23 protein-coding genes and 3 tRNA genes are annotated in these 21,634 nt (G+C 66.6%); 8 read left to right on the top strand and 18 right to left on the bottom strand.

Going from position 1 to position 21,634, the window contains the following annotated elements; translation table 11 throughout:
* Positions 1-97: integrase core domain-containing protein (locus FWJ24_RS11525; RefSeq protein ID WP_150287971.1), on the top strand; the 97-nt coding region annotated here is incomplete at its 5' end.
* A 22-nt stretch (positions 98-119) separates the two neighbouring features.
* On the opposite strand, the gene tcmP is transcribed toward FWJ24_RS11525, so the two are convergent.
* The 3 genes from tcmP to FWJ24_RS11510 all read right to left on the bottom strand — a co-directional run bounded on the left by tcmP (position 120) and on the right by FWJ24_RS11510 (position 2,395).
* Positions 120-1,169, bottom strand: coding sequence for a three-Cys-motif partner protein TcmP (tcmP, locus tag FWJ24_RS11520; RefSeq protein WP_150287970.1), 1,050 nt, complete (start codon positions 1,167-1,169; stop codon positions 120-122).
* Positions 1,169-1,936 carry a DUF5131 family protein gene (locus tag FWJ24_RS11515; RefSeq protein WP_150287969.1) on the bottom strand — a complete coding sequence of 256 codons (768 nt, stop codon included), beginning with the start codon at positions 1,934-1,936 and terminating at the stop codon, positions 1,169-1,171. Before FWJ24_RS11515 ends, tcmP begins: the two co-directional genes overlap by 1 nt.
* Positions 1,937-2,305: 369 nt before the next feature.
* Positions 2,306-2,395: transfer RNA gene (locus tag FWJ24_RS11510), tRNA-Ser, on the bottom strand.
* A gap of 258 nt (positions 2,396-2,653) precedes the next feature.
* On the opposite strand from FWJ24_RS11510, the gene msrA reads away from it, so the two are divergent.
* The gene (gene msrA, locus FWJ24_RS11505) at positions 2,654-3,310 is read left to right on the top strand and encodes a peptide-methionine (S)-S-oxide reductase MsrA (protein WP_150287968.1); all 657 of its coding nucleotides are present in this window, start codon (positions 2,654-2,656) and stop codon (positions 3,308-3,310) included.
* On the opposite strand, the gene FWJ24_RS11500 is transcribed toward msrA, so the two are convergent.
* Entirely contained in the window at positions 3,307-4,026 is a 720-nt protein-coding gene (locus FWJ24_RS11500; protein ID WP_150287967.1) for a GntR family transcriptional regulator, read from the bottom strand. The genes msrA and FWJ24_RS11500 overlap by 4 nt on opposite strands.
* A gap of 97 nt (positions 4,027-4,123) precedes the next feature.
* On the opposite strand from FWJ24_RS11500, the gene FWJ24_RS11495 reads away from it, so the two are divergent.
* From FWJ24_RS11495 to uxuA, 4 genes are all read left to right on the top strand, one after another.
* Positions 4,124-5,107: a C4-dicarboxylate TRAP transporter substrate-binding protein gene (locus FWJ24_RS11495; protein ID WP_246155662.1), complete on the top strand. Its 984-nt coding sequence runs from the start codon at positions 4,124-4,126 to the stop codon at positions 5,105-5,107.
* A gap of 116 nt (positions 5,108-5,223) precedes the next feature.
* Positions 5,224-5,730 carry a TRAP transporter small permease gene (locus tag FWJ24_RS11490; RefSeq protein ID WP_150287966.1) on the top strand — a complete coding sequence of 169 codons (507 nt, stop codon included), beginning with the start codon at positions 5,224-5,226 and terminating at the stop codon, positions 5,728-5,730.
* A 6-nt stretch (positions 5,731-5,736) separates the two neighbouring features.
* The gene (locus FWJ24_RS11485) at positions 5,737-7,014 is read left to right on the top strand and encodes a TRAP transporter large permease (RefSeq protein WP_150287965.1); all 1,278 of its coding nucleotides are present in this window, start codon (positions 5,737-5,739) and stop codon (positions 7,012-7,014) included.
* A 15-nt stretch (positions 7,015-7,029) separates the two neighbouring features.
* Positions 7,030-8,220, top strand: a complete 1,191-nt coding sequence (gene uxuA / locus FWJ24_RS11480; protein WP_150287964.1) for a mannonate dehydratase — start codon at positions 7,030-7,032, stop codon at positions 8,218-8,220.
* A gap of 66 nt (positions 8,221-8,286) precedes the next feature.
* On the opposite strand, the gene ccoS is transcribed toward uxuA, so the two are convergent.
* The 13 genes from ccoS to FWJ24_RS11415 form a co-directional block, all read right to left on the bottom strand.
* Positions 8,287-8,433 carry a cbb3-type cytochrome oxidase assembly protein CcoS gene (gene ccoS / locus FWJ24_RS11475; protein ID WP_150287963.1) on the bottom strand — a complete coding sequence of 49 codons (147 nt, stop codon included), beginning with the start codon at positions 8,431-8,433 and terminating at the stop codon, positions 8,287-8,289.
* On the bottom strand, positions 8,430-9,263 hold the full coding sequence (locus FWJ24_RS11470; protein ID WP_150287962.1) for a DUF2189 domain-containing protein: 834 nt from the start codon (positions 9,261-9,263) through the stop codon (positions 8,430-8,432). The genes ccoS and FWJ24_RS11470 overlap by 4 nt, the downstream gene beginning before the upstream one ends.
* 34 nt (positions 9,264-9,297) lie before the next feature.
* Positions 9,298-9,504: a hypothetical protein gene (locus FWJ24_RS11465; protein WP_246155661.1), complete on the bottom strand. Its 207-nt coding sequence runs from the start codon at positions 9,502-9,504 to the stop codon at positions 9,298-9,300.
* Positions 9,501-10,406 (bottom strand): cytochrome-c oxidase, cbb3-type subunit III, encoded by a 906-nt coding sequence (gene ccoP, locus FWJ24_RS11460; protein ID WP_150287961.1) that lies wholly within the window; start codon positions 10,404-10,406, stop codon positions 9,501-9,503. The genes FWJ24_RS11465 and ccoP overlap by 4 nt, the downstream gene beginning before the upstream one ends.
* The gene (locus tag FWJ24_RS11455) at positions 10,397-10,573 is read right to left on the bottom strand and encodes a cbb3-type cytochrome c oxidase subunit 3 (RefSeq protein ID WP_150287960.1); all 177 of its coding nucleotides are present in this window, start codon (positions 10,571-10,573) and stop codon (positions 10,397-10,399) included. Before FWJ24_RS11455 ends, ccoP begins: the two co-directional genes overlap by 10 nt.
* Complete coding sequence (ccoO, locus tag FWJ24_RS11450; protein WP_150287959.1) at positions 10,570-11,301, bottom strand: cytochrome-c oxidase, cbb3-type subunit II; 732 nt, start codon at positions 11,299-11,301, stop codon at positions 10,570-10,572. The genes FWJ24_RS11455 and ccoO overlap by 4 nt, the downstream gene beginning before the upstream one ends.
* A gap of 4 nt (positions 11,302-11,305) precedes the next feature.
* The gene (ccoN, locus tag FWJ24_RS11445) at positions 11,306-12,949 is read right to left on the bottom strand and encodes a cytochrome-c oxidase, cbb3-type subunit I (protein ID WP_150287958.1); all 1,644 of its coding nucleotides are present in this window, start codon (positions 12,947-12,949) and stop codon (positions 11,306-11,308) included.
* Positions 12,946-13,266, bottom strand: a complete 321-nt coding sequence (locus tag FWJ24_RS11440; RefSeq protein WP_150287957.1) for a DUF6522 family protein — start codon at positions 13,264-13,266, stop codon at positions 12,946-12,948. Before FWJ24_RS11440 ends, ccoN begins: the two co-directional genes overlap by 4 nt.
* Before the next feature lie 233 nt (positions 13,267-13,499).
* Complete coding sequence (locus tag FWJ24_RS11435; RefSeq protein WP_150287956.1) at positions 13,500-14,372, bottom strand: PPC domain-containing DNA-binding protein; 873 nt, start codon at positions 14,370-14,372, stop codon at positions 13,500-13,502.
* Positions 14,369-16,006: an acyl-CoA synthetase gene (locus FWJ24_RS11430; RefSeq protein WP_150287955.1), complete on the bottom strand. Its 1,638-nt coding sequence runs from the start codon at positions 16,004-16,006 to the stop codon at positions 14,369-14,371. The genes FWJ24_RS11435 and FWJ24_RS11430 overlap by 4 nt, the downstream gene beginning before the upstream one ends.
* Positions 16,007-16,064: 58 nt before the next feature.
* Positions 16,065-16,922, bottom strand: coding sequence for an IclR family transcriptional regulator (locus tag FWJ24_RS11425; protein WP_150287954.1), 858 nt, complete (start codon positions 16,920-16,922; stop codon positions 16,065-16,067).
* 74 nt (positions 16,923-16,996) lie between these two features.
* Positions 16,997-18,016 (bottom strand): TRAP transporter substrate-binding protein, encoded by a 1,020-nt coding sequence (locus FWJ24_RS11420; protein WP_150287953.1) that lies wholly within the window; start codon positions 18,014-18,016, stop codon positions 16,997-16,999.
* A gap of 76 nt (positions 18,017-18,092) precedes the next feature.
* On the bottom strand, positions 18,093-19,988 hold the full coding sequence (locus FWJ24_RS11415; protein ID WP_425468933.1) for a TRAP transporter large permease: 1,896 nt from the start codon (positions 19,986-19,988) through the stop codon (positions 18,093-18,095).
* A gap of 365 nt (positions 19,989-20,353) precedes the next feature.
* Here FWJ24_RS11415 and FWJ24_RS11410 point away from each other — a divergent pair, with 365 nt between their 5' ends.
* Complete coding sequence (locus tag FWJ24_RS11410; protein WP_150287951.1) at positions 20,354-21,163, top strand: SDR family NAD(P)-dependent oxidoreductase; 810 nt, start codon at positions 20,354-20,356, stop codon at positions 21,161-21,163.
* A 62-nt stretch (positions 21,164-21,225) separates the two neighbouring features.
* On the opposite strand, the gene FWJ24_RS11405 is transcribed toward FWJ24_RS11410, so the two are convergent.
* A tRNA-Gln gene (locus FWJ24_RS11405) sits at positions 21,226-21,300 on the bottom strand.
* Between the two features lie 199 nt (positions 21,301-21,499).
* Between FWJ24_RS11405 and FWJ24_RS11400 the strand changes: the two genes are divergently transcribed.
* Positions 21,500-21,576: transfer RNA gene (locus tag FWJ24_RS11400), tRNA-Pro, on the top strand.
* Positions 21,577-21,634: the final 58 nt, after the last annotated feature.

The raw sequence follows: 21,634 nt of genomic DNA, 5'->3' as shown, positions 1-21,634 counted from the left end.
GCCGGAATGGTTCGACCACTACAACGAGCTTCACCCGCATCGGGCGCTCGGATATCGTTCACCCCGCGAGTTCATCGCGGCCCAAGCAGCACCGTGAGAAATGTCCGGGCTTTTGGGGGCTACAACATCTTGTTCAGATTGGTCGTGCGCACCGGAACCTGCTCCATGACCTGACTGGCGACTGCTCCGAACGCGATCCCTGGCCTCAGTGACACCGCTCGCAGCAACAGTTCGGTGGCCCAGCCCAAATGGGCCGAACAGCCCACCCCGTCGCAATCAGTCTCGAAAGCAATAATCTGATCCTCGGGGAAGAGCTGGGGCTGCCCGCTTTCCTCGGTCCGGATGTTGTGGCGGGTACGAACCGCCTCCTTTTCCACCTTCTCTTGAACGGTCCGGAACACCTCAACACCGAAACCGCTGTGGGTGCCGAGGATCAGACGCATTTTGATCCGTTCTTCGCGAGGCTTCCGGATGGCCATATCCGTGAGATATGTCGCGACCCTTGCTTCCTTCATCTTTGCTTTCAGAAGCTGCAGAATCTTCGTCTCATTTGAGCCTTCGGTCATCGCCTCGAATGACGTCTTCCAGGCTGGGTCCGCCAAGAATCGGCCGACAGACTCAGCAACGCCGTCCCAGCCGGCATGGCGGTTCACTTCCTCGGCCATGAAGTTGAACAGAAACTCGCCATTCAAGGCTCTGAGAAAATCGAAAACCTTGCTGGACTCAACATTCCATCCGGTCGGATCGATGAACGTGAACGTGAAGCCATCGCGACAGGCTGAGCGGATGGCATCAAGGTTGTCCTCGAAGGCGCCCGAAAAGACCTGGATGTCGAATTCTGGCTTCTGGGCCGCGAACTCCTTTAGCTTGGCGACCGAAGCCGGGTTCCTCTCACAGAAGCGGAACCGCACCTTGAGACCGGTGCGACCCATGCCGATGAGCGAGCTGCGTACGGTTTCGAGTGTTTCGATCGCCTGTGAGAAGGAGGCATCGGAGTACATGTTGGTGTCCGATACCCGCCAGGGGCCTGCAAATGCGTCGACGAATTTGAAAACCGGCGATCTACCTTGGAAAAGCTTGTAGGCTGCGGCCTCAAGATAATTGTTGAGAAACAGATGCTTGATGAAAGACTGCTCGCGTCCCTGGTAGTCTTCGATCCGTGGCGGCATTAAGCATCCTCGGGTTGCAAAGCGCGCATGATTGGCTCAGGCACGATTTGCCACGGAAAGCCGTTCCATTCCTCGCCATCGAGCAAACGCCCACCGGACTTCGGACGGGCGCCACCCCATTGCTTGAAGAAGAACGCAACGTCGTCACGATCGCAGATGTCCCGGATCTGTCTGGCCCAGCTTTCGTCCATGGGGCGAGCCCGCGGCCCGCTCTCGCCGCCGACGATGGCCCATGCGATGCCGCGTAGGTCGACGTCGCCGATAGGGCTGAGCAGTGGCTCGAACGATATGAAGCGGGCATCCGAGTTGATCTGCTTCAGATGGTCGATCCGGCTCGTGTGAGCGGCGTCCTCAACCGATACGCCAAGCCAGATATGGCGCGGAACCGCCCTGCCATCATACCGCTTCCGGACATAGTTGCGCATGAGCGAGCTGCGCTTGGTCAGCACCTGATAGACATGCCAGTGCGCCTGCTCCATGGCATCGAACACCTTGTCGATAAACGCGCGGTCGATGTCCTTGTGGAACAGGTCGCTCATCGAGTTCACGAAGATCATCCGCGGCTTTTTCCACTGCGCGGGTTGCATCAGCCTTGATGGCCAGAGCGTCAGGTCGAAGCCTTGTTCGTAGGGGTGCCCAGCAACCCCACGCCAACGTTCCGCAAAGCGTTCAGCGTAGCAGTTGTCGCAGCCCGGACCAATCTTGGTGCAGCCCGTCACCGGGTTCCAAGTTGCGTCAGTCCATTCGATTTCCGACGTTTGCGCCACGGGGCTGCCTCGTAATTGGACCTCATCCTATCCGAGGTTCGCATCAGAACAAAGAGCGAACCTGCGGCCTTCGAATAAGAATTTGCTGTTTCGAATCAACAGCCTATTTGGGAGCGATTGAGGTTTCGTTAACCAAAGAAAACTCGAACTCCCGCCCCGGCCTGATCGTCCAACCGTATGAAGAACCGAGGGTTTCTGTCCGTATGGTGGTGGCTTCAGTCCACAGGTCGGGAGAAAAACGGGCCATTCGGAGAATGCGGCCCGGATTTCGCGGGCATCGCAGTGCAGAGGTCGACCCTGCAAAGCCTTTGAAACGTTGCGCTTTCTTCTGCCGTGCCGCGCGCTGGGAGACGCTTCATTTGAAGGCAATGGCGGACAGGGAGGGATTCGAACCCTCGATACGCTTGCACGTATACACGCGTTCCAGGCGTGCGCCTTCAACCACTCGGCCACCTGCCCCGCACACGCCCGAAGGCGCACGCGAGTTGCGCGTTATGGCGGCGGGCAGGACAAAACGCAAGGCGCAAAAGCATGGATCAGAGCGGATGGCACAGGATGCGGGTGCGGGACCGCCGGGAACGCGGCAGGGCTCCCGCGGCCGCCCCCCTCCTCCCGCCCGGCGCCGCATTTCCCGCCTGCGGGGTCACGAGCCGGTGAGCGGGCTTGCGGCGCGGCCTGCGCGGCGCCACCTTGAGGCAACCTGAAAGCGAGGTTCCCATGCTCTTCCGCAAATCCGCGACCATGCCGAAACCGGCCGAGGCGCTGCCCGGCCGGACAACGCCGATCCCCACCGCCGAGACGCATTTCGTATTCGGCCGACCGCTCAGGGATCCCTATCCGGAAGGATATGAAACCGCCATGTTCGGTCTTGGTTGCTTCTGGGGCGCGGAGCGGAAGTTCTGGCAGCTCGGAGACGGAATCTGGATCACGGCCGTGGGCTATTCCGGCGGATTCACGCCGAACCCGACCTATGAGGAGACCTGCACCGGCCAGACCGGGCATAACGAAGTCGTCCGCGTGGTGTTCGACCCCAAGATCCTCCCCTACGAGACCCTGCTCAAGACCTTCTGGGAAAACCACGACCCGACCCAGGGCATGCGCCAGGGCAACGATATCGGCACGCAATACCGGTCCGGCATCTATGTCGCGGGGGAAGCGCAGCGCGCGGCCGCGGAAGCCTCGCGGGCGCTCTATCAGGCGCGCCTCGCCGCAGCCGGACATGGCACGATCACGACCGAGATCGTCGAGGCCGGGCCGTTCTATTTCGCGGAGGAATATCACCAGCAATATCTTGCCAAGAATCCGGGCGGCTATTGCGGCCTCGGCGGCACGGGAATCGCCTGCCCAATCGGGCTCAAGACCGCCTCGGCCTAGCCTCCCGGCAGCATCGCCCGCGCATGCGCGGGGATCGCCGTCAGGTCGAAGATCTCGGGATATTGCGCCTCGAGGCTTGGCAGGGCGGCGAAGATCTCGCGCAGATGCCGGCGCATCGCCGCCTCCGCCGCATCGGGATCGCGGGCGGCGAGCGCGGCAACGATCGCCTGGTGCTGGGCGATGAGGACATCGAGCCGCGTCGCGCCCGGCAGGCTGAGATAGCGCACGCGATCGGTCTGGGCGCGGGCGCTCTCGACGACGCGGGCGGCGTAGTCGCATTCGATGATGGTGGCGATCTCGCGGTGGAAGGCCTCGTCGAGATGGTAGAAGGCGCGGCTGTCCCCCGCCTCCGCCACGCGCTTCTGCTCGCCGATCAGCGCTGTGAGCCGGGCGATGCCGGAGGCGTCGATCAGTTCCGCGGCGCTGCGCACGATCGCCCCCTCCACCGCCTCGCGCACGAAGCGGGCATTGAGCACCTCCCGCACCGAAATCTTGACGACATAGGTGCCGCGGCTCGGCAGGATCTGCACCAGCCCGATCTCGCGCAGCTTGATGAAGGCCTCGCGAACCGGCTGCCGGCTCACGCCGTAGCGCTGGGCGATGTCGTTCTCCGACAGCGCCTGGCCAGGCTGGAGTCGCATCTCGATGATCGCCTGCCGGAGCAACTGGATGACCTGCGGAACGATCGGCTCCGAAAGTCGTAGGCTCTGCTCCATGCGAGACTCCTTGCGTGCGCCGCCAAAGCGGCTATCATTCCTGTATGGTGCCATACTCCATGAAATTGGAAAGGCCCCAAACAGGGAGGAGACAATAATGCGACATCATCTGTCAAAGCGCATGTTCGGGGCGCTCGTCGCCGGCGCGGCCCTGCTCGGCCTCGGCGCCGCGGCGCAGGCGCAGCACCAGCTCAACATCAACACCGCGCTCACCCGCGATGACCCGATCTACAAGGGGCTTGAGCGCATGCGCGACGAGGTCGCCAAACGCTCCAACAACCAGCTCACGATCCGCATCTTCCCCGGCTCGCAGCTCGGCAAGGACGAGGACGTGCTCGAACAGGCGCGCGCCGGCGCGAATGTCGCGGTGGTGGTCGATGGCGGCCGGCTCGCGGTCTTCGTCAAGGAATTCGGCATCCTCTCGGCGCCCTATGTCGCGAGCGGCTTCGACGGCATCCGCAAGGTCGTGACCTCGCCGATGTTCGAGGAATGGGCCGGCCAGCTCAGGAAGGCCTCCGGGCACCAGGTGCTGTCGTTCAACTGGTGGCAGGGCGAGCGGCATCTGCTCACCAACAAGCCGATCAAGCTGCCGGCCGATCTCGCGGGCGTCCGGCTGCGCACGCCGGGCGCGCCGGTCTGGATGGAGACGATCCGCGCCATGGGCGCCACCCCGACGCCCTTGGCCTGGGGCGAGGTCTATCCCGCGCTCCAGCAGAAGGTGATCGACGCCGCCGAGGCCCAGCACCCCGCGACCTTCGGCGCCCGCCTCTACGAGGTGACCAAGAACCTCACCAAGACCGGGCATTTCAACCTCATCACCGGCATCGTCACCTCCGCGCAATGGTTCGACAAGCTGCCGCCGGATCTCCAGAAGATCCTGCGCGAGGAATCGCTCGCCGCCGGTGATTTCGCTTCCAGACTGACGCAGGAATCGCTGGCCGGGCTCGAGGAGCAGATGAAGGCCAAGGGCATGGCGATCGCCGAGATCGACAAGGCCCCGTTCGTCGAGGCGACCAAGGGCGTCTACGAGAAGCTCGGCTATGCCGATCTCAAGACCAAGGTCGATGCGATCCTGAAATAACCCCGGGGTCCCCAGCGACCGGCGCCAGCCGCCGGCCGCGGACTGCCGCCGGCGTCGCCAACACGCCGGCGGCAATTTTCCCCGTCCATGCCGCCCCCTCGATCGCGGAGGCTTCCATGTCCGCCCTTCTGGCGCGCCTTGAGGATCTTGTCTCGAAGGCCCTGCTCGCCGCCATCGTGCTGCTGGTCTTCGCCGCAGCGATTGCCCGGACCATCGGCCATCCGCTGATCTGGTCGGTCGATCTGGCGCAGCTCCTGTTCATCTGGCTGTGCTTTCTCGGCGCCAACCGCGCGATGCGGATCAAGGCGCATATCGGGGTCGATCTTTTCGTCCGGAAGCTGCCCCACACGCCGCGCCACATCATCGAGGTCGGGCTGGGGATCGTCGCGCTGGCCTTTCTCATCGCGCTGGTCGTCGCCGGATACCGGCTGACCGTGCTCAACTGGCAGCGGATCTACGGCGATAGCGGCATCTCCTACGCCTGGGTGACCTCGGCGGTGCCGTTCGGCGCCGGGCTGCTCGCGATCACGCTCGCCGGGAACCTCATCGGCGCACTCCGCACGCGCGGGCTCGTCTTCTATGCCGACAAGAGCCTCGACCGCTCGGAAAGCCAGCTGGGGTAACGCGCGATGCTTCTGCTCTGGGGTCTCTTCTTCCTGCTGATGTTTCTCGGCCTGCCCGTTTCGCTGGCGATCGGCATTTCGGGCTTCAGCTTCTTCGTGTTCTCGGGCTCGGTTCCGCTCGGCATCGGCGTGCAGCAGATCGCGACCGCCTCGCAGAGCTTCCCGCTGCTCGCGGTGCCGTTCTTCGTGCTCGCCGGGCATATGATGAACAAGACCGGCATCACCCACCGGCTCATCACCGTCTCGAACGTCCTCGTCTCCTGGATGGCGGGCGGCCTCGCGCAGGTCTGCATCCTGCTCTCAACGCTGATGGGCGGCGTCTCCGGCTCGGCGGTCGCCGATGCCGCCATGGAGGCGCGCATCCTCGGGCCGGACATGATCCGGCGCGGCTATTCCAAGGGCTTCACCTGCGCCACGATCGCCGTCGGCTCGCTGATCACCGCGACGATTCCGCCGAGCCTCGGGCTGATCCTCTACGGTTTCGTCGGCAATGTCTCGATCGGCCGGCTCTTCCTCGCCGGGGTGATCCCCGGGCTGCTGATGATGATTGCGCTGATGGGCGTGGTGTTCGTCATCGCACGCAAGCGCGGCTACCAGGCCGCCGCCAAGGAATTGCCGGATTCCCGGACCGTGCTGCGGGCCGTGATCGACGCGAAATGGGCGCTGCTCTTCCCCGTCGCGTTGCTCGTCGGCATTCGCGGCGGCGTATTCACGCCGTCCGAGATCGGCGCCTTCGCGGTGGTCTATGCCATGGTGATCGGCGTGGTGTTCCACAGGGAGCTGACCTGGGGCAAGGCGCTGGAGGCGCTCGGCGAAGGCGTGCTCGACGTGGGCGTGATCATGCTGATCATCCTGCTCTCGGGCATGGTCGGCTACGCGCTGATCTTCGAGCAGGCGCCGCAGGAAGTGGCGGAATGGATGCTGGGCCTCTCGCGCGAGCCGATCGTCATCATCCTGCTGATCCTGCTCTTTCTGCTGATCGCCGGCTGCTTCGTGGAAAGCACCGTCCTGGTGCTGCTGCTGACCCCGATCTTCGTGCCGATCATCAAGGAGCTTGGCGTCGATCCGGTGCATTTCGGCATCCTGATGATGTCGATCGTCACGCTCGGCTCGATGACGCCGCCGGTCGGGGTGGCGATGTATACGGTCTGCTCGATCCTGGACACGAGCGTCGAGGAATACACGGTCGAGGCGATCCCCTTCGTCCTCATGATCGTGGCGGTGATCGCCTTCCTCGCGCTGATGCCGGGGCTGGTGCTCTGGCTGCCGAACATGCTCATGTAAGAGAGAGAATCGACGATGGAACAGACTTGGCGCTGGTTCGGTCCGGAGGACAGGGTCACCCTTGCCGCTGCGCGGCAGGCGGGCGCGACCGGCATTGTCACCGCATTGCACCATATTCCCTATGGTACCGTCTGGTCGCCCGAGGAGATCGAGACGCGCAAGGCCGAGATCGCGTCACCCGGCTTCGGGCTCACCTGGTCGGTCGTGGAAAGTCTGCCGGTGCACGAACAGGTCAAGATCGGCGAGGGTGATCTCGAACCGATCTTCGCCAATTACCGGCAATCGCTGCGCAACCTCGCGGCGGCCGGGCTCAGGACGGTGTGCTACAATTTCATGCCGGTGCTCGACTGGACGCGCACGCAGCTCGATGCTCCCGTGCCCGGCGGCGCGACGGCACTGCGCTTCAACCTGCATGAATACGTCGCCTTCGACTGGCTGATCCTCGAGCGTCCCGGCGCCGAGGAGGGCCATTCCGACGCGGTGCTCGCCCGGGCCCGCGCCTGGCATGACGCCGCGAGCGAGGACGACAAGAAACGGCTTCTCGCCAATATCATGGCGGGCCTGCCCGGCGCCTATGACCGTTACGACGTGCCCGGCCTGCGCACTATGCTCGCGCGCTATCGCGGCATGGCGCCGGACACCCTGCGCGCCAATCTCAAGCGGTTCCTGGAGGCGGTGATCCCGACCGCGGCGGAGGTCGGCATCAATCTCTGCATCCATCCCGACGATCCGCCCCGGCCGCTCTTCGGCCTGCCGCGCATCGTCTCGACCGGCGAGGATCTCGCGGCGATCCTGGCCATGGTCGACAACCCGGCCAACGGCGTCACGCTCTGCTCCGGCTCGCTCGGCGCGCATCCCGACAACGACGTGCCGGCGCTGGCGCGGCGCTTCGCGGACCGGATCTGGTTCGCGCATCTGCGCAATGTCCGCAAGGATCCCGACGGCTCCTTCATGGAGGCCGAACATCTCGGCGGCGATACCGACATGGTGGCGCTGGTCGATGCGCTGCTCGGCGAAGAGGCGCGGCGGCGCAAGGCCGGCTGGACGCATTGGCAGATCCCCATGCGGCCGGACCATGGCCACGAGATCCTCTACGATATCGGCCGCGGCAGCCATCCCGGCTACCCGGCGATCGGACGTTTGCGCGGGCTCGCGGAACTGCGGGGGGTGATGACGGCGCTGGAAGCCGTGAAGCCCTATGGCTGATCCGGCGGGCGGCGGTAACCTGCCCTCTCCCCAATCCGGAGCCGGTCCCCCAGGGGCCGGCCCGTCTCATTCCGGCCGCTCCTCCTCGATCAGCACCCGCTCGGCAGCGCCTTCGAGATCCTCGTATTGCCCGTTGCCGAGCGACCAGAGCAGCGCCGCGAGCGCCGCGGCGCCGATCACCAGCGCGGTGGGGATCAGGTGCAGCAACGTCATGGCGCCACCGTCTCCCGCCCGTCCGGCGCGGGCGCGCGCATCGTCTCATAGGCATGCCAGGTCGCGTGGCCGAGCAGGGGAAAGACCACGATCAGCCCGAGCAGCGCGGTCGCCACCGCAGCCAGGAACAGCGCGAGCACGATTCCACCCCAGAGCAGCATGACCGGCAGGTTGCGCCAGACCAAGGACATGGAACTGCCCATCGCGGTCAGCGCATCGACACGCTCGGTGAGCTGCATCGGCAGCGCGAACACGCTGATCGCGAAGGAGAAGGCCGCGAAGAGCGCGCCGATCGCGCTGCCGACGAAGAGCATCGCCCAGCCGGTGGGCGTGGTGAACAGCATCGGCGCGATCTGGTCGAGGCCGGGAAACGGCCGCAGGCCGAAGAACAGCGCGTAGATCAGCACCGCCGCCCGCATCCAGGCGAGCATCAGCAGGCAGAGCAGCGCGCCGGTGAACAGGATCTGCGCGCCCGAGGCCGGATGCAGGAACACCATCCGCCACAGCCCGGCCGTCTCGCCCGCCGCAAGCCGGCGGCTCTTCTCGTAGAGCCCGAGCGCCACCAGCGGGCCGACGACCAGGAACCCCGCCAGCAGCGGAAACAGGATATAATCCCGCCCATGCCGGACCACGAAAAGGATGAGCCCCAGCGAGGCCAGCCAGACGAGGACGCCATAGGCAAGGCTGGAGGCCGGGTCATGGCGCAGGTCCCGCCAGCCGGCGGCAAGCCAGGCGCGCGGCGCGGCACGCGTCACCCAGGGGCGGGCATAGGCCGATGGCACGGGCTCCGCGCGGGGCAGCGGCAGGTCGATCTCGGATCCGGGATTCATCGGCGGAACCTCCTCGCGGGAACGGGATGCCAGCTCATCGCGGCGCACAGGCGGAGCGCGCCGCGGCGGGGCGGCCGTCCCGCTCGCCGAGCCGCGCATGCGCGACGCAATCCGGCTGAGAGCGCTGCGAGACAATGTAGAGATGCGCATTCGCGGCGATGAAAAGCGCAAGCCCGGCGGCAATGCCGAGCCAGAGCACAAGCCGCCGGGGGACGCGGGCGCGATCCATGGAGCGGCTCATCGGGTGCTTCCTTGTGCGCTTCCTTGCGCGCTTCCCGGCTCCTGCGCCCGCAGATCGGCGACATAGAGCGCCAGCAGCCGGCGCTCCCACAGCGCAAGCCGCGCCTCCCAGCTCGGCATCTGGCCCTGCCGGCCGTTCCAGATGGTGTTGAACACCGCCTGCGCCCCGTCGCCATAGATCCAGGTCTCGTCGGCGAGATCCGGCGCGCCGGTCTCGCGGCTGCCCCGGCCATCGGCGCCGTGGCAGGCGGCGCAATTGCCGGCGAAGAGCTCGGCGCCGGCGACCGCATCCGGCGCGGCCGCGAGCCGCGGGTCCGCGAGCCCGCGCAGATAGGCCGCCACCGCCTCGATCTCGGCGCGCTTCAGTATCCCGTCGCGGCCGAAGGCCGGCATCTGCGCAACCCGGCTCTCGGGATGGGTGGAATTGATGCCGACCCTGAGCGTCTCGGCGATTTCCTCCGGCGCGGCGCCCCAGAGCGGTGTGCCCCGCCTGAGGCTCGGGAAGCCGGGACCGCCGGCGCCATCGCGGCCGTGGCACATCGCGCAATTGTCGCCGAACAGCGTCCGCCCCGTCTCGCGCATGATCGCCATCAGGCGCGGATCGGCCTGAATGGCCGCGAAATCCGCGCGCTCGAACCGCGCCGTCCAGCCCGCGCGGTCGCGCGCGGCTTCCGCCACGGCGGCGGTGACATGCGCCCGCTCGTCGGCGCCGAGCAGCCCGCGCGTGAAGGTGGTGCCGAGCGGCCAGGCCGGCATCAGCAGCCAATAGCCGATGCAGAACAAGGTCGTGACAACCAGGAAGAAATAGACCGGGCGCGGCACCGGGGTGTCGAGTTCCTTGATGCCGTTCCATTCATGGCCGGTCGTCAGCCGGCCGGTGACCGGATCGCGCTCTATCGCCATGGCCGATCCTCCTGCGAGAGAATGTCCGACGCCGCCTGATCGAATTCACGCTGCTTCGAGGGCCAGCAGGCATAGGTCAGCGCGAGCCCGGCCATCGCCAGCAGGTAGAACAGGCCGATCGTCTTGGCGAACCAGACGACCGTGTCATGCGCCACGAGATCCGTCATCGCGCCACCGCGGCGACCGGCCGATGCGCGGCATCGGTCAGGCGTCCCAGGATCTGGAGATAGGCGACGAGCGCGTCCATCTCGGTCAGCCGGTCCGGCCGGCCGTCGAAGGCCCTGAGATTGGTCGCCTCGCCATAGCGCGCCGTCACGCCGGCAGCCTGCGGGGAATCCGGCGCCGATTGCCCGAAGGCATCCTGCTCGGCATGGGCGATCATCGCGTCGCTATAGGGCACCCCCACCGCCTTCTGCGCGCGCAGATGGGCCGGCAGATCGGAAACGCGCAAGGGGTTGCGCGAGAGCCAGCGATAGGCGGGCATCACCGATTCCGGCACCACCGCACGCGGGCTTTCGAGATGCGCCACGTGCCAGGCATCGGAATATTTCCCCCCGAGCCGCGCGAGATCCGGCCCGGTGCGCTTCGAGCCCCAGAGCATCGGGTGATCGTATTTCGACTCCACCGCCAGCGAATAGGGCCCGTAACGCTCGACCTCGTCGCGCAAGGTGCGGATCATCTGCGAGTGGCAGGCATAGCAGCCCTCGCGGATATAGATGTTGCGTCCCGCGAGCTCGAGCGGGGTGTAGACGCGCATGTCCGGCGCATCCTCCACCGTCTGATGGATCGTGAATAGCGGGGCAATTTCGACCAGCCCGCCGATGCTCGCCGCGACGATGATGGCGAGCGAGAGCGCGAGGGTCCGGCGCTCGAGGCGCTGGTGCAATCCGAACATGGGGTCACTCCGCGGGCTGGAGCTGGCCGGCGGCCGGCGGCTCCGCATCGGCGGCCGCCGCAGGCGCCGGCGCGTGCCGGATCGTCAGCGCGATATTGACGCAGCCGATCACGGCGCCGGTCAGGAACAGCAGCCCGCCGAAGGCGCGGGCGATGTAATAGGGATGCATCGCCGCGACGGAATCGACAAAGCTGTAGGCGAGCGTGCCGCTCTCCGTGTAGGTCCGCCACATCAGCCCCTGGATGATGCCGGAATTCCACATCGCGACGACGTAGACGACGGTGCCGCCGAGCGCGAGCCAGAAATGCGCCTCGACCAGCCGGGTCGAATACATGCGCTCGCGCTTCCAGAGCCAGGGCACCGAGGCATAGATCGCGCCGAAGCTGATCATCGCCACCCAGCCGAGCGCCCCGGCATGGACATGGCCCACCGTCCAATCCGTGTAATGCGACAGCGAATTCACCGAGCGGATCGCGAGGAACGAACCCTCGAACGTGGTCAGGCCGTAGAACACCGCCGAGACCATCATGAAGCGCAGCGTCGCGTCGTCACGCACCTTGTGCCAGGCGCCGTTCAGCGTCAGCAGGGCATTGGCGGCCGAACCCCAGGACGGCACGAGCAGGACGATCGAGAACGTCATCCCCAGCGTCTGCACCCATTGCGGCAGCGCCGTGTAATGCAGGTGATGGGAGCCCACCCACATATACATGAAGGTGATGCCCCAGAAGCTGATGATCGACATCCGGTAGGAATAGATCGGCCGCCCCGCCCGGACCGGCAGGAAATAATACATCATCCCCAGGAAGCCGGAGGTGAGGAAGAAGGCGACCGCGTTGTGCCCGTACCACCATTCGGTGAGCGCGTCCTGCACCCCGGCGAAGAGGGAATAGCTCTTGTCGCTGCCGAGCGAGATCGGAAACGCCAGGTTGTTGACGATGTGCAGCATCGCCACGACCAGGATGAAGGCCAGATAATACCAGTTGGCGACGTAGATGTGCGGTTCCTTGCGATGCGCGAGGGTCCGCAGGTAGATGGCGAAATAGACCACCCAGACCACGACCAGCCAGAGATCGGCATACCATTCCGGCTCGGCATATTCCTTCGATTGCGTCACCCCCAGCGCGTAGCCGGTCACGGCAAGCAGGCAGAACAGGTTGTAGCCCAACAGCACGAACCACGCGCCGAGCTGATCGCGGATCCGCGCGCGGCTCGTGCGCTGCATGACATAGAACGACGTCGCGATCAGCGCGTTGCCGCCGAAGCCGAAGATGACGCCGGTGGTGTGGATGGGGCGGATGCGGCCGAAGCTCGTGAACTCGGAATCGAAATTGAGATCGGGCCAAGCGAGCAGCGCCGCGACCCAGACCCCGAAGAACATGCCGATGACCGCCCAGCCCATGGCGAGCAGGATGCCGGCCCGGCCTGGCGCATCGAAATATTCCCGCAGCCGCGCCGGATCGGGCGGCGGCGCGTAATAGCCGCGGATCACCGCGAAGAGCCCCGCGACCGAGAGCGCCAGCACGAGGGCGCCGTGGAAATCAAGCGCGCTCTCCCGGCCGAAACCGGCCATGAGAAGCCCGGTGAACGCCAGGACGCAGAGAATGATCAGGGCGGCCTGCCGCTCGCCGCGTGTCAGTTCCGCGATCATCGCGGGGTTCCTTCTTTCCGAGGGGAAGCCGGGGCCGGCGCGGGCGCGCGGGTCTCGACGGAGGAGCGCCAGCGCAGCCGGCCCTCCCGGTCCACGATCAGGCGGACGCGCCGCGTGCCGTGGCGGAAGGTGAGCCGCATCAGCCCCTCATCCGCCCCGATCCCGCGCTCGCAGATCGAGATGAGACTGCCCTCGCGGATCCGTGCAATGATCGCCTGCGGCTCGAGATCGAAGAGCGGCGCGAGAAGCCCGGCATCGACCGTGATCTCGGCCGCGCCCGCCTCCCCGCCTGCGATCGTCACGCCCTGCCTGCTCATCGCGCTCCACCGGTTCAAAAAAAGAATATATTAAATCTATCTTTTCGTCAAGCGTTGTGTGGGTTGGCGTCACCGGATTTCGGTGCGGCCGGAACATGCGGCACTCCGTTCCGTGATCGTGACGCATCGTCATGCCAGGATGATCTGCCGCCTGTGCTCCAGCCGCGCGGCGCACATATCGCAACATCCGATGACAGGCGGATATCAGGCCCGGCGCTCCGGCGCGCGGGGCCTCACGCGCCGTCCACGGCCTCGATTACGAGTTCGAAGGTCATCAGAACCGGGTTCTCGCCGCGCGCGAGCCGGCCGCGATGCAGCGCGCCGACATGGTTGACGAAGCCGGCCTCGATCGCGGCGCGATGGTCGCCGCCCGGCTGGCGCGCCACGGTGCCGGCGGCGATGAACACCTCGGTCGCGAATTCCGGGAAGCAGGCGCCGTCCTCGAACCGGGCGCCGATAATCGAGCCGACCCCGCCGCGGATCAGCGCCGCGCCGAAGCCCGCCGCCGCGCAGGCGGCCTCGATCGCGGCGTGCAGGTCCTGGTTTGGCCGCAGCCGGATTGCGAGCGCCGCGCGATCCCCCGCCCCGCCTGCATCGGCGGCAACCGGGCCGAAGATCGTGAAATTGGTTTCGGGGTCAGGCCGGGATTCGAAGATCGCGCCGTCGAGCCCGAAGGCCCGCACCCGCGCAGGCTCGGCGAGGGTGGTTTCCTCGGGCAGGATGTGGCCGCCCCCCCGACGGCCGTCCGCCTCGCGCCACAGCGCGTGGCAATGGAAGAAGGGCGCGCCCTCCCGCCGGCCGAAGGTCATGGCGCCGCCTTCAAGCCGGGTGATCCCGGCCGGGCGAAAGATCGCGGAATAGAAGGCGGCATGGCGCCCATCCGGCGATAGGGCCGGCATCACATAGGCGAAGGGGCCGAGCGCCAGCGCGCCGAGTTCCACGACCCCGCTCGCGAAGCCTGAAGCCGCAAACCCGCGCCGCACCGCCTCCAGCAGCGGCAACCCGGCGGCGAGGTCGAGATCCAGCGCCCGCCCGCGCGCCGGCTCGGCGACGATGCGCGGCAACAGCGCCGGCCCCGGCTGCCGGATGAAGCGGGTTTGCGTCATCCGGCGAGCCCGTCCGGCCCGATCAGCCCGCGCCGCTCCAGCTCATCGCGCACCATGCGCTTCGGAACCTTGCCATAACCGGATTTCGGTAGCGCCTCCCAGAAGAAGAAGCGCTTCGGCATCTTGTAGCGCGGGATCTTCGCGCCGAGGAAATCCGCGAGCGCCGCCTCGTCCGGCTGCGCGCCGGGGCGCGGCACGCAGATTGCCACCCCCACCTCGCCCCAGAGCTTGTCCGGCACGCCGAGCACCGCCACCTCGGCGATGTCGGGATGGGTGAGGATCTTCTCCTCGATCTCGCGCGGATAGATGTTGGAGCCGCCGGAGATATACATGTCGGAGGCGCGGCCGGTGATGTAGACGAAGCCCTGCGCGTCCATGTGGCCGAGATCGCCGGTGCGGAACCAGCCGTCGCGGAAGGCTTTCTCGTTCGCCTCCGGGTTCCGGTAATAACCGGCGAAGACCGCCGGGCCGATGACGCAGATCTCTCCGGTCTCGAACGGCGCAAGTTCGCGCCCCGCCTCGTCCTGGATCGAGACCTGCATGCCCGTGCGCTCGAAGCCGCAGGTGCCGACCCGGCTGTTGGCGTGGTCCTCCGGCTCATGCAGTGCCGGTGGCAGCACCGTGATGTTTCCCGTCACCTCACCAAGCCCGAAATACTGCACGATCACCTTGCCGAACTTCTTCAGCGCGAATTTCTGATCCTCGCGATACATCGGCGCGCCGGCATAAATCACATGGCGCAGCGAGGAATGGTCGAAGGCATCCGCAGCCGGATGCTCGGCCAGCATTTTCAGGATGGTCGGCACCGTGAACATGTTGGTGACGCGATGCGTCTCGATGAGCCGGAACGCCTCGGCAATGTCGAATTTCTCGCTTGGCATCAGGATCGTCGGAGCGCCGCGCGCGACGATGTTGAGCTGGTGGACGCCGGCGCCGTGGCTCAGCGGCGCGACGACAAGGCTCGCATCGCGCTCGGTGGTGCCCGGCAGGAGATCGCAAAGATGGTTGGTCAGCACGAAGGCCATCTGCCCGTGGCAGAGGACCGCCGCCTTGGAGCGGCCGGTGGTCCCGGATGTGAAGAAGAACCAGCACGGATCATAATGCTCCACGGCCGCGTCCGGCACGCGGGCGCCGCGATGCGCCGCGAGCAGCGCCCCCATCCCGGCCTCGCCGAAATCGCCGTCGCGCGCCTGTTCGTCGAGGCGCCAGATGAATTCGACATTGGCGACCCGGCCGGCGATCGCAGCAGCGTGGTCCGGGAAATCGCCATGGCAGAGGAAGCTCTTCGCGCCGGAGAACTCGGCGAGATAGATGATCTCCTCGGGCATCAGGCGGAAATTGGTCGGCACCCACACCGCGCCGAGTTTGAAGCAGGCAAACATCGAGAAGAACATCTGCGCCGTGTTCTTCGAATGCACGAGCAGCCTATCCCCCTTCGCGATCCCGCGCGCGGCAAGCGCGGCGGCGAAGGCATTCACCTCCGCGTCGATCTCGGCCCAGGTCCAGCGCCTCTCGCCCCAGATCAGCCCCGGCAGATCCGGAAAGCGGCGGGCGTTCTGGCGGATGAGATGCGCGAGATTCATCACCCGCGCCGAGCGCGGCGCCACCCCGCCGACGGGATCCAGCGGGGTCATGCCGCCGTCCTCCGATGCGCGATGCCTCCGGCGCCGGCGGCGCGGCTCCTGCGTTGCGTCATGGTTCCTCCCCTTCAGGCTTCCGGCGCCGGACCGCACCGGGTGGGATACGGGTCTCCGATTGATGGCTTGCGCGCAGGCGCTGTTCCACGAGCCGCACCTCCTCCGCAAGCCAGGCGGCGAGCTGGGGCTCGCGATCCGGCTGCATCCGGTTTTCAACCGCGGCCAGCGACAGGCAGGCCTCGATCCGGCCCGACGGCGTCCGGATCGCCATGCCCATGCCCCACGAGCCCGGAAAGAGCAGGCCGCGATTGAGGCTGTAGCCCCTGGCGCGCGTCTCGGCGACCAGATCGAGGATCTGCGGCCGGCTCAGCATCGGGTATTTGGTTTCGAGCAGCCGGGCATTGGCGGCCATCATCGCCGCGACCTCGGGATCCTCGAGCGCGGCGAGGATCGCGAGCGGCCCGGCCCCGACGCCGAGCGGATGGCGGTCACCCGCCGCCAGAACATGCGAGCGGATCGGATAGGTGCCGTCCTCGCGCGCGAGACAGACGACGACACTGCCGCGCCGGACCTGGAGAAAGGCCGCGTCGCCGGTTTTCTGCGCGAGGCGGCCGACGCAATCGAGCGCGAGGCGGTCGATCCCGAAGCGTTCCGCCGCGATCATGCCGAGCACATAGAGTTCCGGCCCGAGATAATAGCGGCGCGAGCCGGAATCCTGCTCGACAAGGCCAGCCTCCATCAGCGCCAGCAGAATACGCCGGCAGGTCGGCTTCATCAGCCCGCTTTCCGCCACGAGTTCGGAGAGGCTTGCGCCATGCTTCGGGCTGGCGCCGAGCAGCCGCAACACCGCGAGCGCGCGCCCGATGCTCTGCGCGCCGGGCGCCGTGTCGAGGGAGTTGATCTCAAGGTTCATGATCGGGATCGGTTCCGCGCGTCCGGCCCGCTCCGAAGGGCGCGCATCCGCGGCGCGCCCTTCGCAAGCCCGACTCAGCCCAGCGTGCCGCCGGAGGCCTTTTCGAGGATGCTCCAGGCCTCGTCGCCGTATTTCTTCTTCCATTCGGCGTAAAACCCGGCCTTGCGCAGGGCATCCCGGAACGGGTCGGCCTTGGTGTCGTTGAAGATCATGCCCTTGGCGGTGAGGTCCGCGCGGAGCCCGGCATTGAGCTGCGCCACGTCCGCGCGCTGGAGGATCGCGGCCGCGTTGAGATTCTTCGCCACGATCTCGCGCAGATCCGCCGGCAGCCGCTCCCAGGCACGGCGATTGGCGAGGAACCAGAACCCGTCCCACATATGGTTGGTGACGGAGCAGTATTTTTGCACCTCGTAGAGCTTGGCCGTCGAGATGATCGCGAGCGGGTTCTCCTGCCCGTCGACGATCTTGGTCTGGAGCGAGGTGTAGACATCCGCGAAATTGATGCTCGCGGGAGCGGATTGGAAGGCCGTGAACATCGAGGTCCAGAGCGGGCTGACAGGCACGCGGATCTTGAAGCCCTTGAGATCGTCCGGGGTGTTGATCGGCCCCTTGGAACTCGTCATCTGCCGGAAGCCGTTGTCCCAGATCCGGTCCATCACCACCAGATTGGCCTTGCCGATCTGGCCGCGGACATAGGCGCCGAGCTCGCCGTCCATCGCCTTCCACACCGCATCGTAATTGGCGAAGGCGAAGCCGATGCCGTTGAGCGAGGCGTTGGGCACGAGCGTCGAGAGAATGAGCGGCGAGAGCGTGAAGAAGTCGATGCCGCCCGAGCGCACCTGACTCAGCATATCGGTATCCGAGCCGAGCTGGCTCGACGGGAAGATCTGGATGACGAGCCGGCCGTTCGTCTCCTGCCTGATCTTCTCGGCCGCCTCCGAGGCGCGGATATGAACGGGGTGCGTCACCTGGAGGTTGTGCGCGTATTTGTAGGTGAATTCGGCGTTCTGGGCCTCGCCACGCCCGAGATGGAAGCCACCGAGCGTGGCGGTGGCGGCGCTGGCCTGAAGAAGCGCGCGACGGGAGAGTTTCATGGTTTCCTCCTATGTTGGTCGGCTATCCCGACAGGGTCTTCCGATATGCGTTCGCGTGTCCGGGCTCTTTCCCGGCTCACAGCAGGACGGTCGAGATGGCGGGCACGGCGGCGATGATCACGAGCCCGGCGACCAGCGCGACGAGATAGGGCCAGATCGCGGCCATCGCCTCGTCGGGCGGCACATCGCCGATCTTGCAGGCGATGTAGAAGCCGATGCCGATCGGCGGCGTCATCAGGCCGATATTCATCGCGGTCACCACCACCATCGCGTAATGAACGTCGTGGATGCCGAGCTTGCGCGCGATGGGGAACATCAGCGGCGCCATCAGCACGATGGCCGGCAGCCCCTCCAGGAAGCAGCCGAGCACCATGAAGACCACGATCGTGATCGCCATGAAGCTGATCCAGCCGCCCGGCAGGTTGGCCATCCAGCGCGCGAGTTCGTTCGCGAAGCCGGTCTGCGTCAGCGCCCAGGCCATCGCCAGCGCCGTGCCGAGGATCAGCAGGATCGCGCCTGAAAGCGCCGCCGTCTCCACCAGCATGGCGGCGAACCGGCGCCAGCCGATGCCGCCATAGAGCAGAATGCCGACCACGATCGCATAGAGCACCGCGATGGTCGAAACCTCGGTGGCGGTCGCCACGCCGCCGCCCACCGCACTGCGGATGATGAAGGGCAACACGAGCGCGGGTGCCGCCACGAGGGCGGTCCTGCCCACCAGCGCCAGCGGCGCGCGGCGGACATTGTCGAGGCTCTCGATCCCCGCCTTCCAGCGCGCGAGCACCGCCAGGACGACGAGCAGCACCATCGCCACGAGGAACCCGCTGGTGAACAGCCCGGCGATCGACACCCCCGCCACCGAGCCGAGCACGATCAGCAAGATGCTCGGCGGCACGGTCTCGGCCATCGCCGCGCCGGTCGCGAGCAGCGCGATCAGCTCGCGCGGGCGGTAGCCGCGCCGCTTCATCTCCGGGAACAGCGCCGGTGCCACCGTCGCCATGTCGGACACCTTGGAACCCGAGATCCCCGAGACGAGGAAGAGCGAGCCGAGCAGCACATAGGACATGCCGGCCCGGACATGACCGAGCAGCGAGGCAAGAAAATCCACGATGGCCTTGCCCATGCCCGTGGCATCGAGCACGCAGCCGAGCAGCACGAAAACTGGCACGGAAAGCAGGATGATGTTCGACATCCCCTCATCCATCCGCCCGATCATCACCAGCATCGGCACCTGGGTCGAGAAGGCGAGGAAGCAGAGCGTGCCCATGCCGAAGCAGAAGGCAATCGGCACGCCGGCGACGAGGCAGAGCGCCACCACGACAACCAGGAAGATGAAGATATTGCCGTAGCCGAGCCCCTTGAAAACCGGGGTCAACGCCCAGAACGCCGCCGCGAGGCCGACGATCAGCGCTGCGGCGAGGATGAGATCACGGCGCGCGCAGATGCGGAATGCATGGCGCAGCGTCAGCGCCAGCATCGCGGCGATGCCGAACGCGATCGCCGAGACGCGCCAGGAATTGGGAATGTCCAGGGCCGGGCTGCGGACGAAGGATTCCTCGATCGCGTAATCAATCGCGGGATACAGCATGCCGAGCAGGAACGCGGCCATGACCAGCAGCGCGAAGGCGTTGACGAAGGCGCGCAGCCGCGGCGGGAACATGCCGACGAACAGCGTCAGCCGCAGGTGCTCGTTGCGGTCGATCGCGATCGCCGCCCCGAGCATCGCGAGCCAGAGGAAGGAGATCGACGTCACCTCGTCGATCCAGATCACCGGCAGCGAGAAGACGTAGCGCGAAACCACGCCGGCCAGCAGCGCGCCGATGATCACCAGGATGAGGAGCGAGGCGGCGATCTCGAACGGGCGCATCAGGGCCGATCCGCCCGGCGGCGCGAGATCGACCCCCGGCGCCGGCGCGGAAGGCCCGGCCCCAGAAGATCCGGCCCCGGAAGGCCCGGCCCCGGAGGATTCGATTATGGTCGTTCCCGTCACGGCGTCTCGCTCCCGTCTTGCGCCGCCGCGACTCGGGAAGGGCTTGCCCCGCCGGCCGTGACCGGAACAGGGAATGCCGCGCCCGAAATCCTGCTATCGCCTTTCCGGCCGTTCGGCGCATGCCTTGGTCCGTATTGTGGATCTACGGTCCAAGATTTGTTTTGATCCTAAGCGGACTTCCCGTATCGACGCAACCTGCTTACAAAATAATATGGAATCGCCGCTCCATATTATGGACTCGTGAAATCGCGCGCGGCGGCCGCCCGGCCATGCCACCCGCGCGGGGCATGCGGGCGAGGCAAATCCGGAAAGCGCGAACGCAGAGCGCGCACCAGAGGAGGAAAGCCATGACGAGCGGGAACGGACCGGTGGAGCGTGTCGCGCTCGTCACCGGCGCGGCGCGGGGAATCGGCCGGGCGAGCGCGGCGCGCTTCCTCGCCGCGGGCTGGCGGGTCGCCGTGCTCGATATCGACGGTGCCGCGCTGCGGGAGACCTGCGCGGCGCTCGGCCCCGGCGCCTTGGTTCTGCCGATCGAGGGGGACGTGGCGGATCCGGCGGCGGTCACGGCGGCGATCGCGGCGGTCGAGGCCCGTTTCGGGCGGCTCGACGCGCTCGTCAACAATGCCGGCACGGCGGTGTTCAAGCCGCTGCTGGAAACGACGCTCGCCGAATGGAACCGTGTCCTCGCGGTCAATCTCACCGGACCGTTCCTCGCCACCGCGGCGGCGGCGCCCATGCTCGGAAAGACCGGCGGCGCGGTGGTGAACGTCACGTCGATTTCCGGCCTTCGCGCCTCGACCTTGCGGGTGGCCTACGGCACGAGCAAGGCGGCGCTCGCGCATCTCACGCGGCAGCAGGCCGTGGAACTCGGCGAACTCGGCATCCGCGTCAACGCCGTCGCGCCGGGGCCGGTCGATACCGCGATGGCCAAGGCGGTGCATTCCCCGGCTATCCGCGCCGATTACCACGACGCGATCCCGCTGAACCGCTACGGGCTCGAGGAAGAACTGGCGGCGGCGATCTTCTTTCTGGCCTCGCCCGAGGCGAGCTACATCACGGGCCAGATCCTGGCCGTGGATGGCGGGTTTGACGCGGCGGGAATCGGCCTGCCGACCCTGCGGCGCGGCGGGCGCGGAGCCGCCCCTTCGGACCGCTGACCCCGGTCATCCGTAAGGCTGATGCCGGCCTCGCCCGGCCATGGCGGCATCCCGGAACAATCTGGCTGGGGCGCCAGGATTCGAACCTGGGAATGGCGGAATCAAAATCCGCTGCCTTACCGCTTGGCTACGCCCCAACAGGATTTGCGGCCGGACCAGGACATGGCCGGCGCGGCCGTCCGTTTAGCTGCTCGCACGCCACGGGGCAACCGCGAAGGTTGGCGTCCTTGCGCATCGATCGTCGCAGCGCGTTTCCGCACCCGCGAAAAAAAACCGCCGCCGCCCTTGCGGCACGCCAAGCGGGGTTCTATAGAAACCGCCTCTTCGCTGGTCTTACGGAGTGTAGCGCAGTCTGGTAGCGCACCTCGTTCGGGACGAGGGGGTCGCAGGTTCGAATCCTGCCACTCCGACCAGTGAGACTGCTCCCGATCCGAGATTGCTCCTGATCAGCCTTCATCTCATGCAATTGTC

This window comes from Rhabdaerophilum calidifontis (assembly GCF_008641065.1).
GTDB lineage: Bacteria > Pseudomonadota > Alphaproteobacteria > Rhizobiales > Beijerinckiaceae > Rhabdaerophilum > Rhabdaerophilum calidifontis.
The sequence above is the reverse complement of the archived record's forward strand: the minus strand, read 5'-3'. Positions and strand labels throughout refer to the sequence as shown.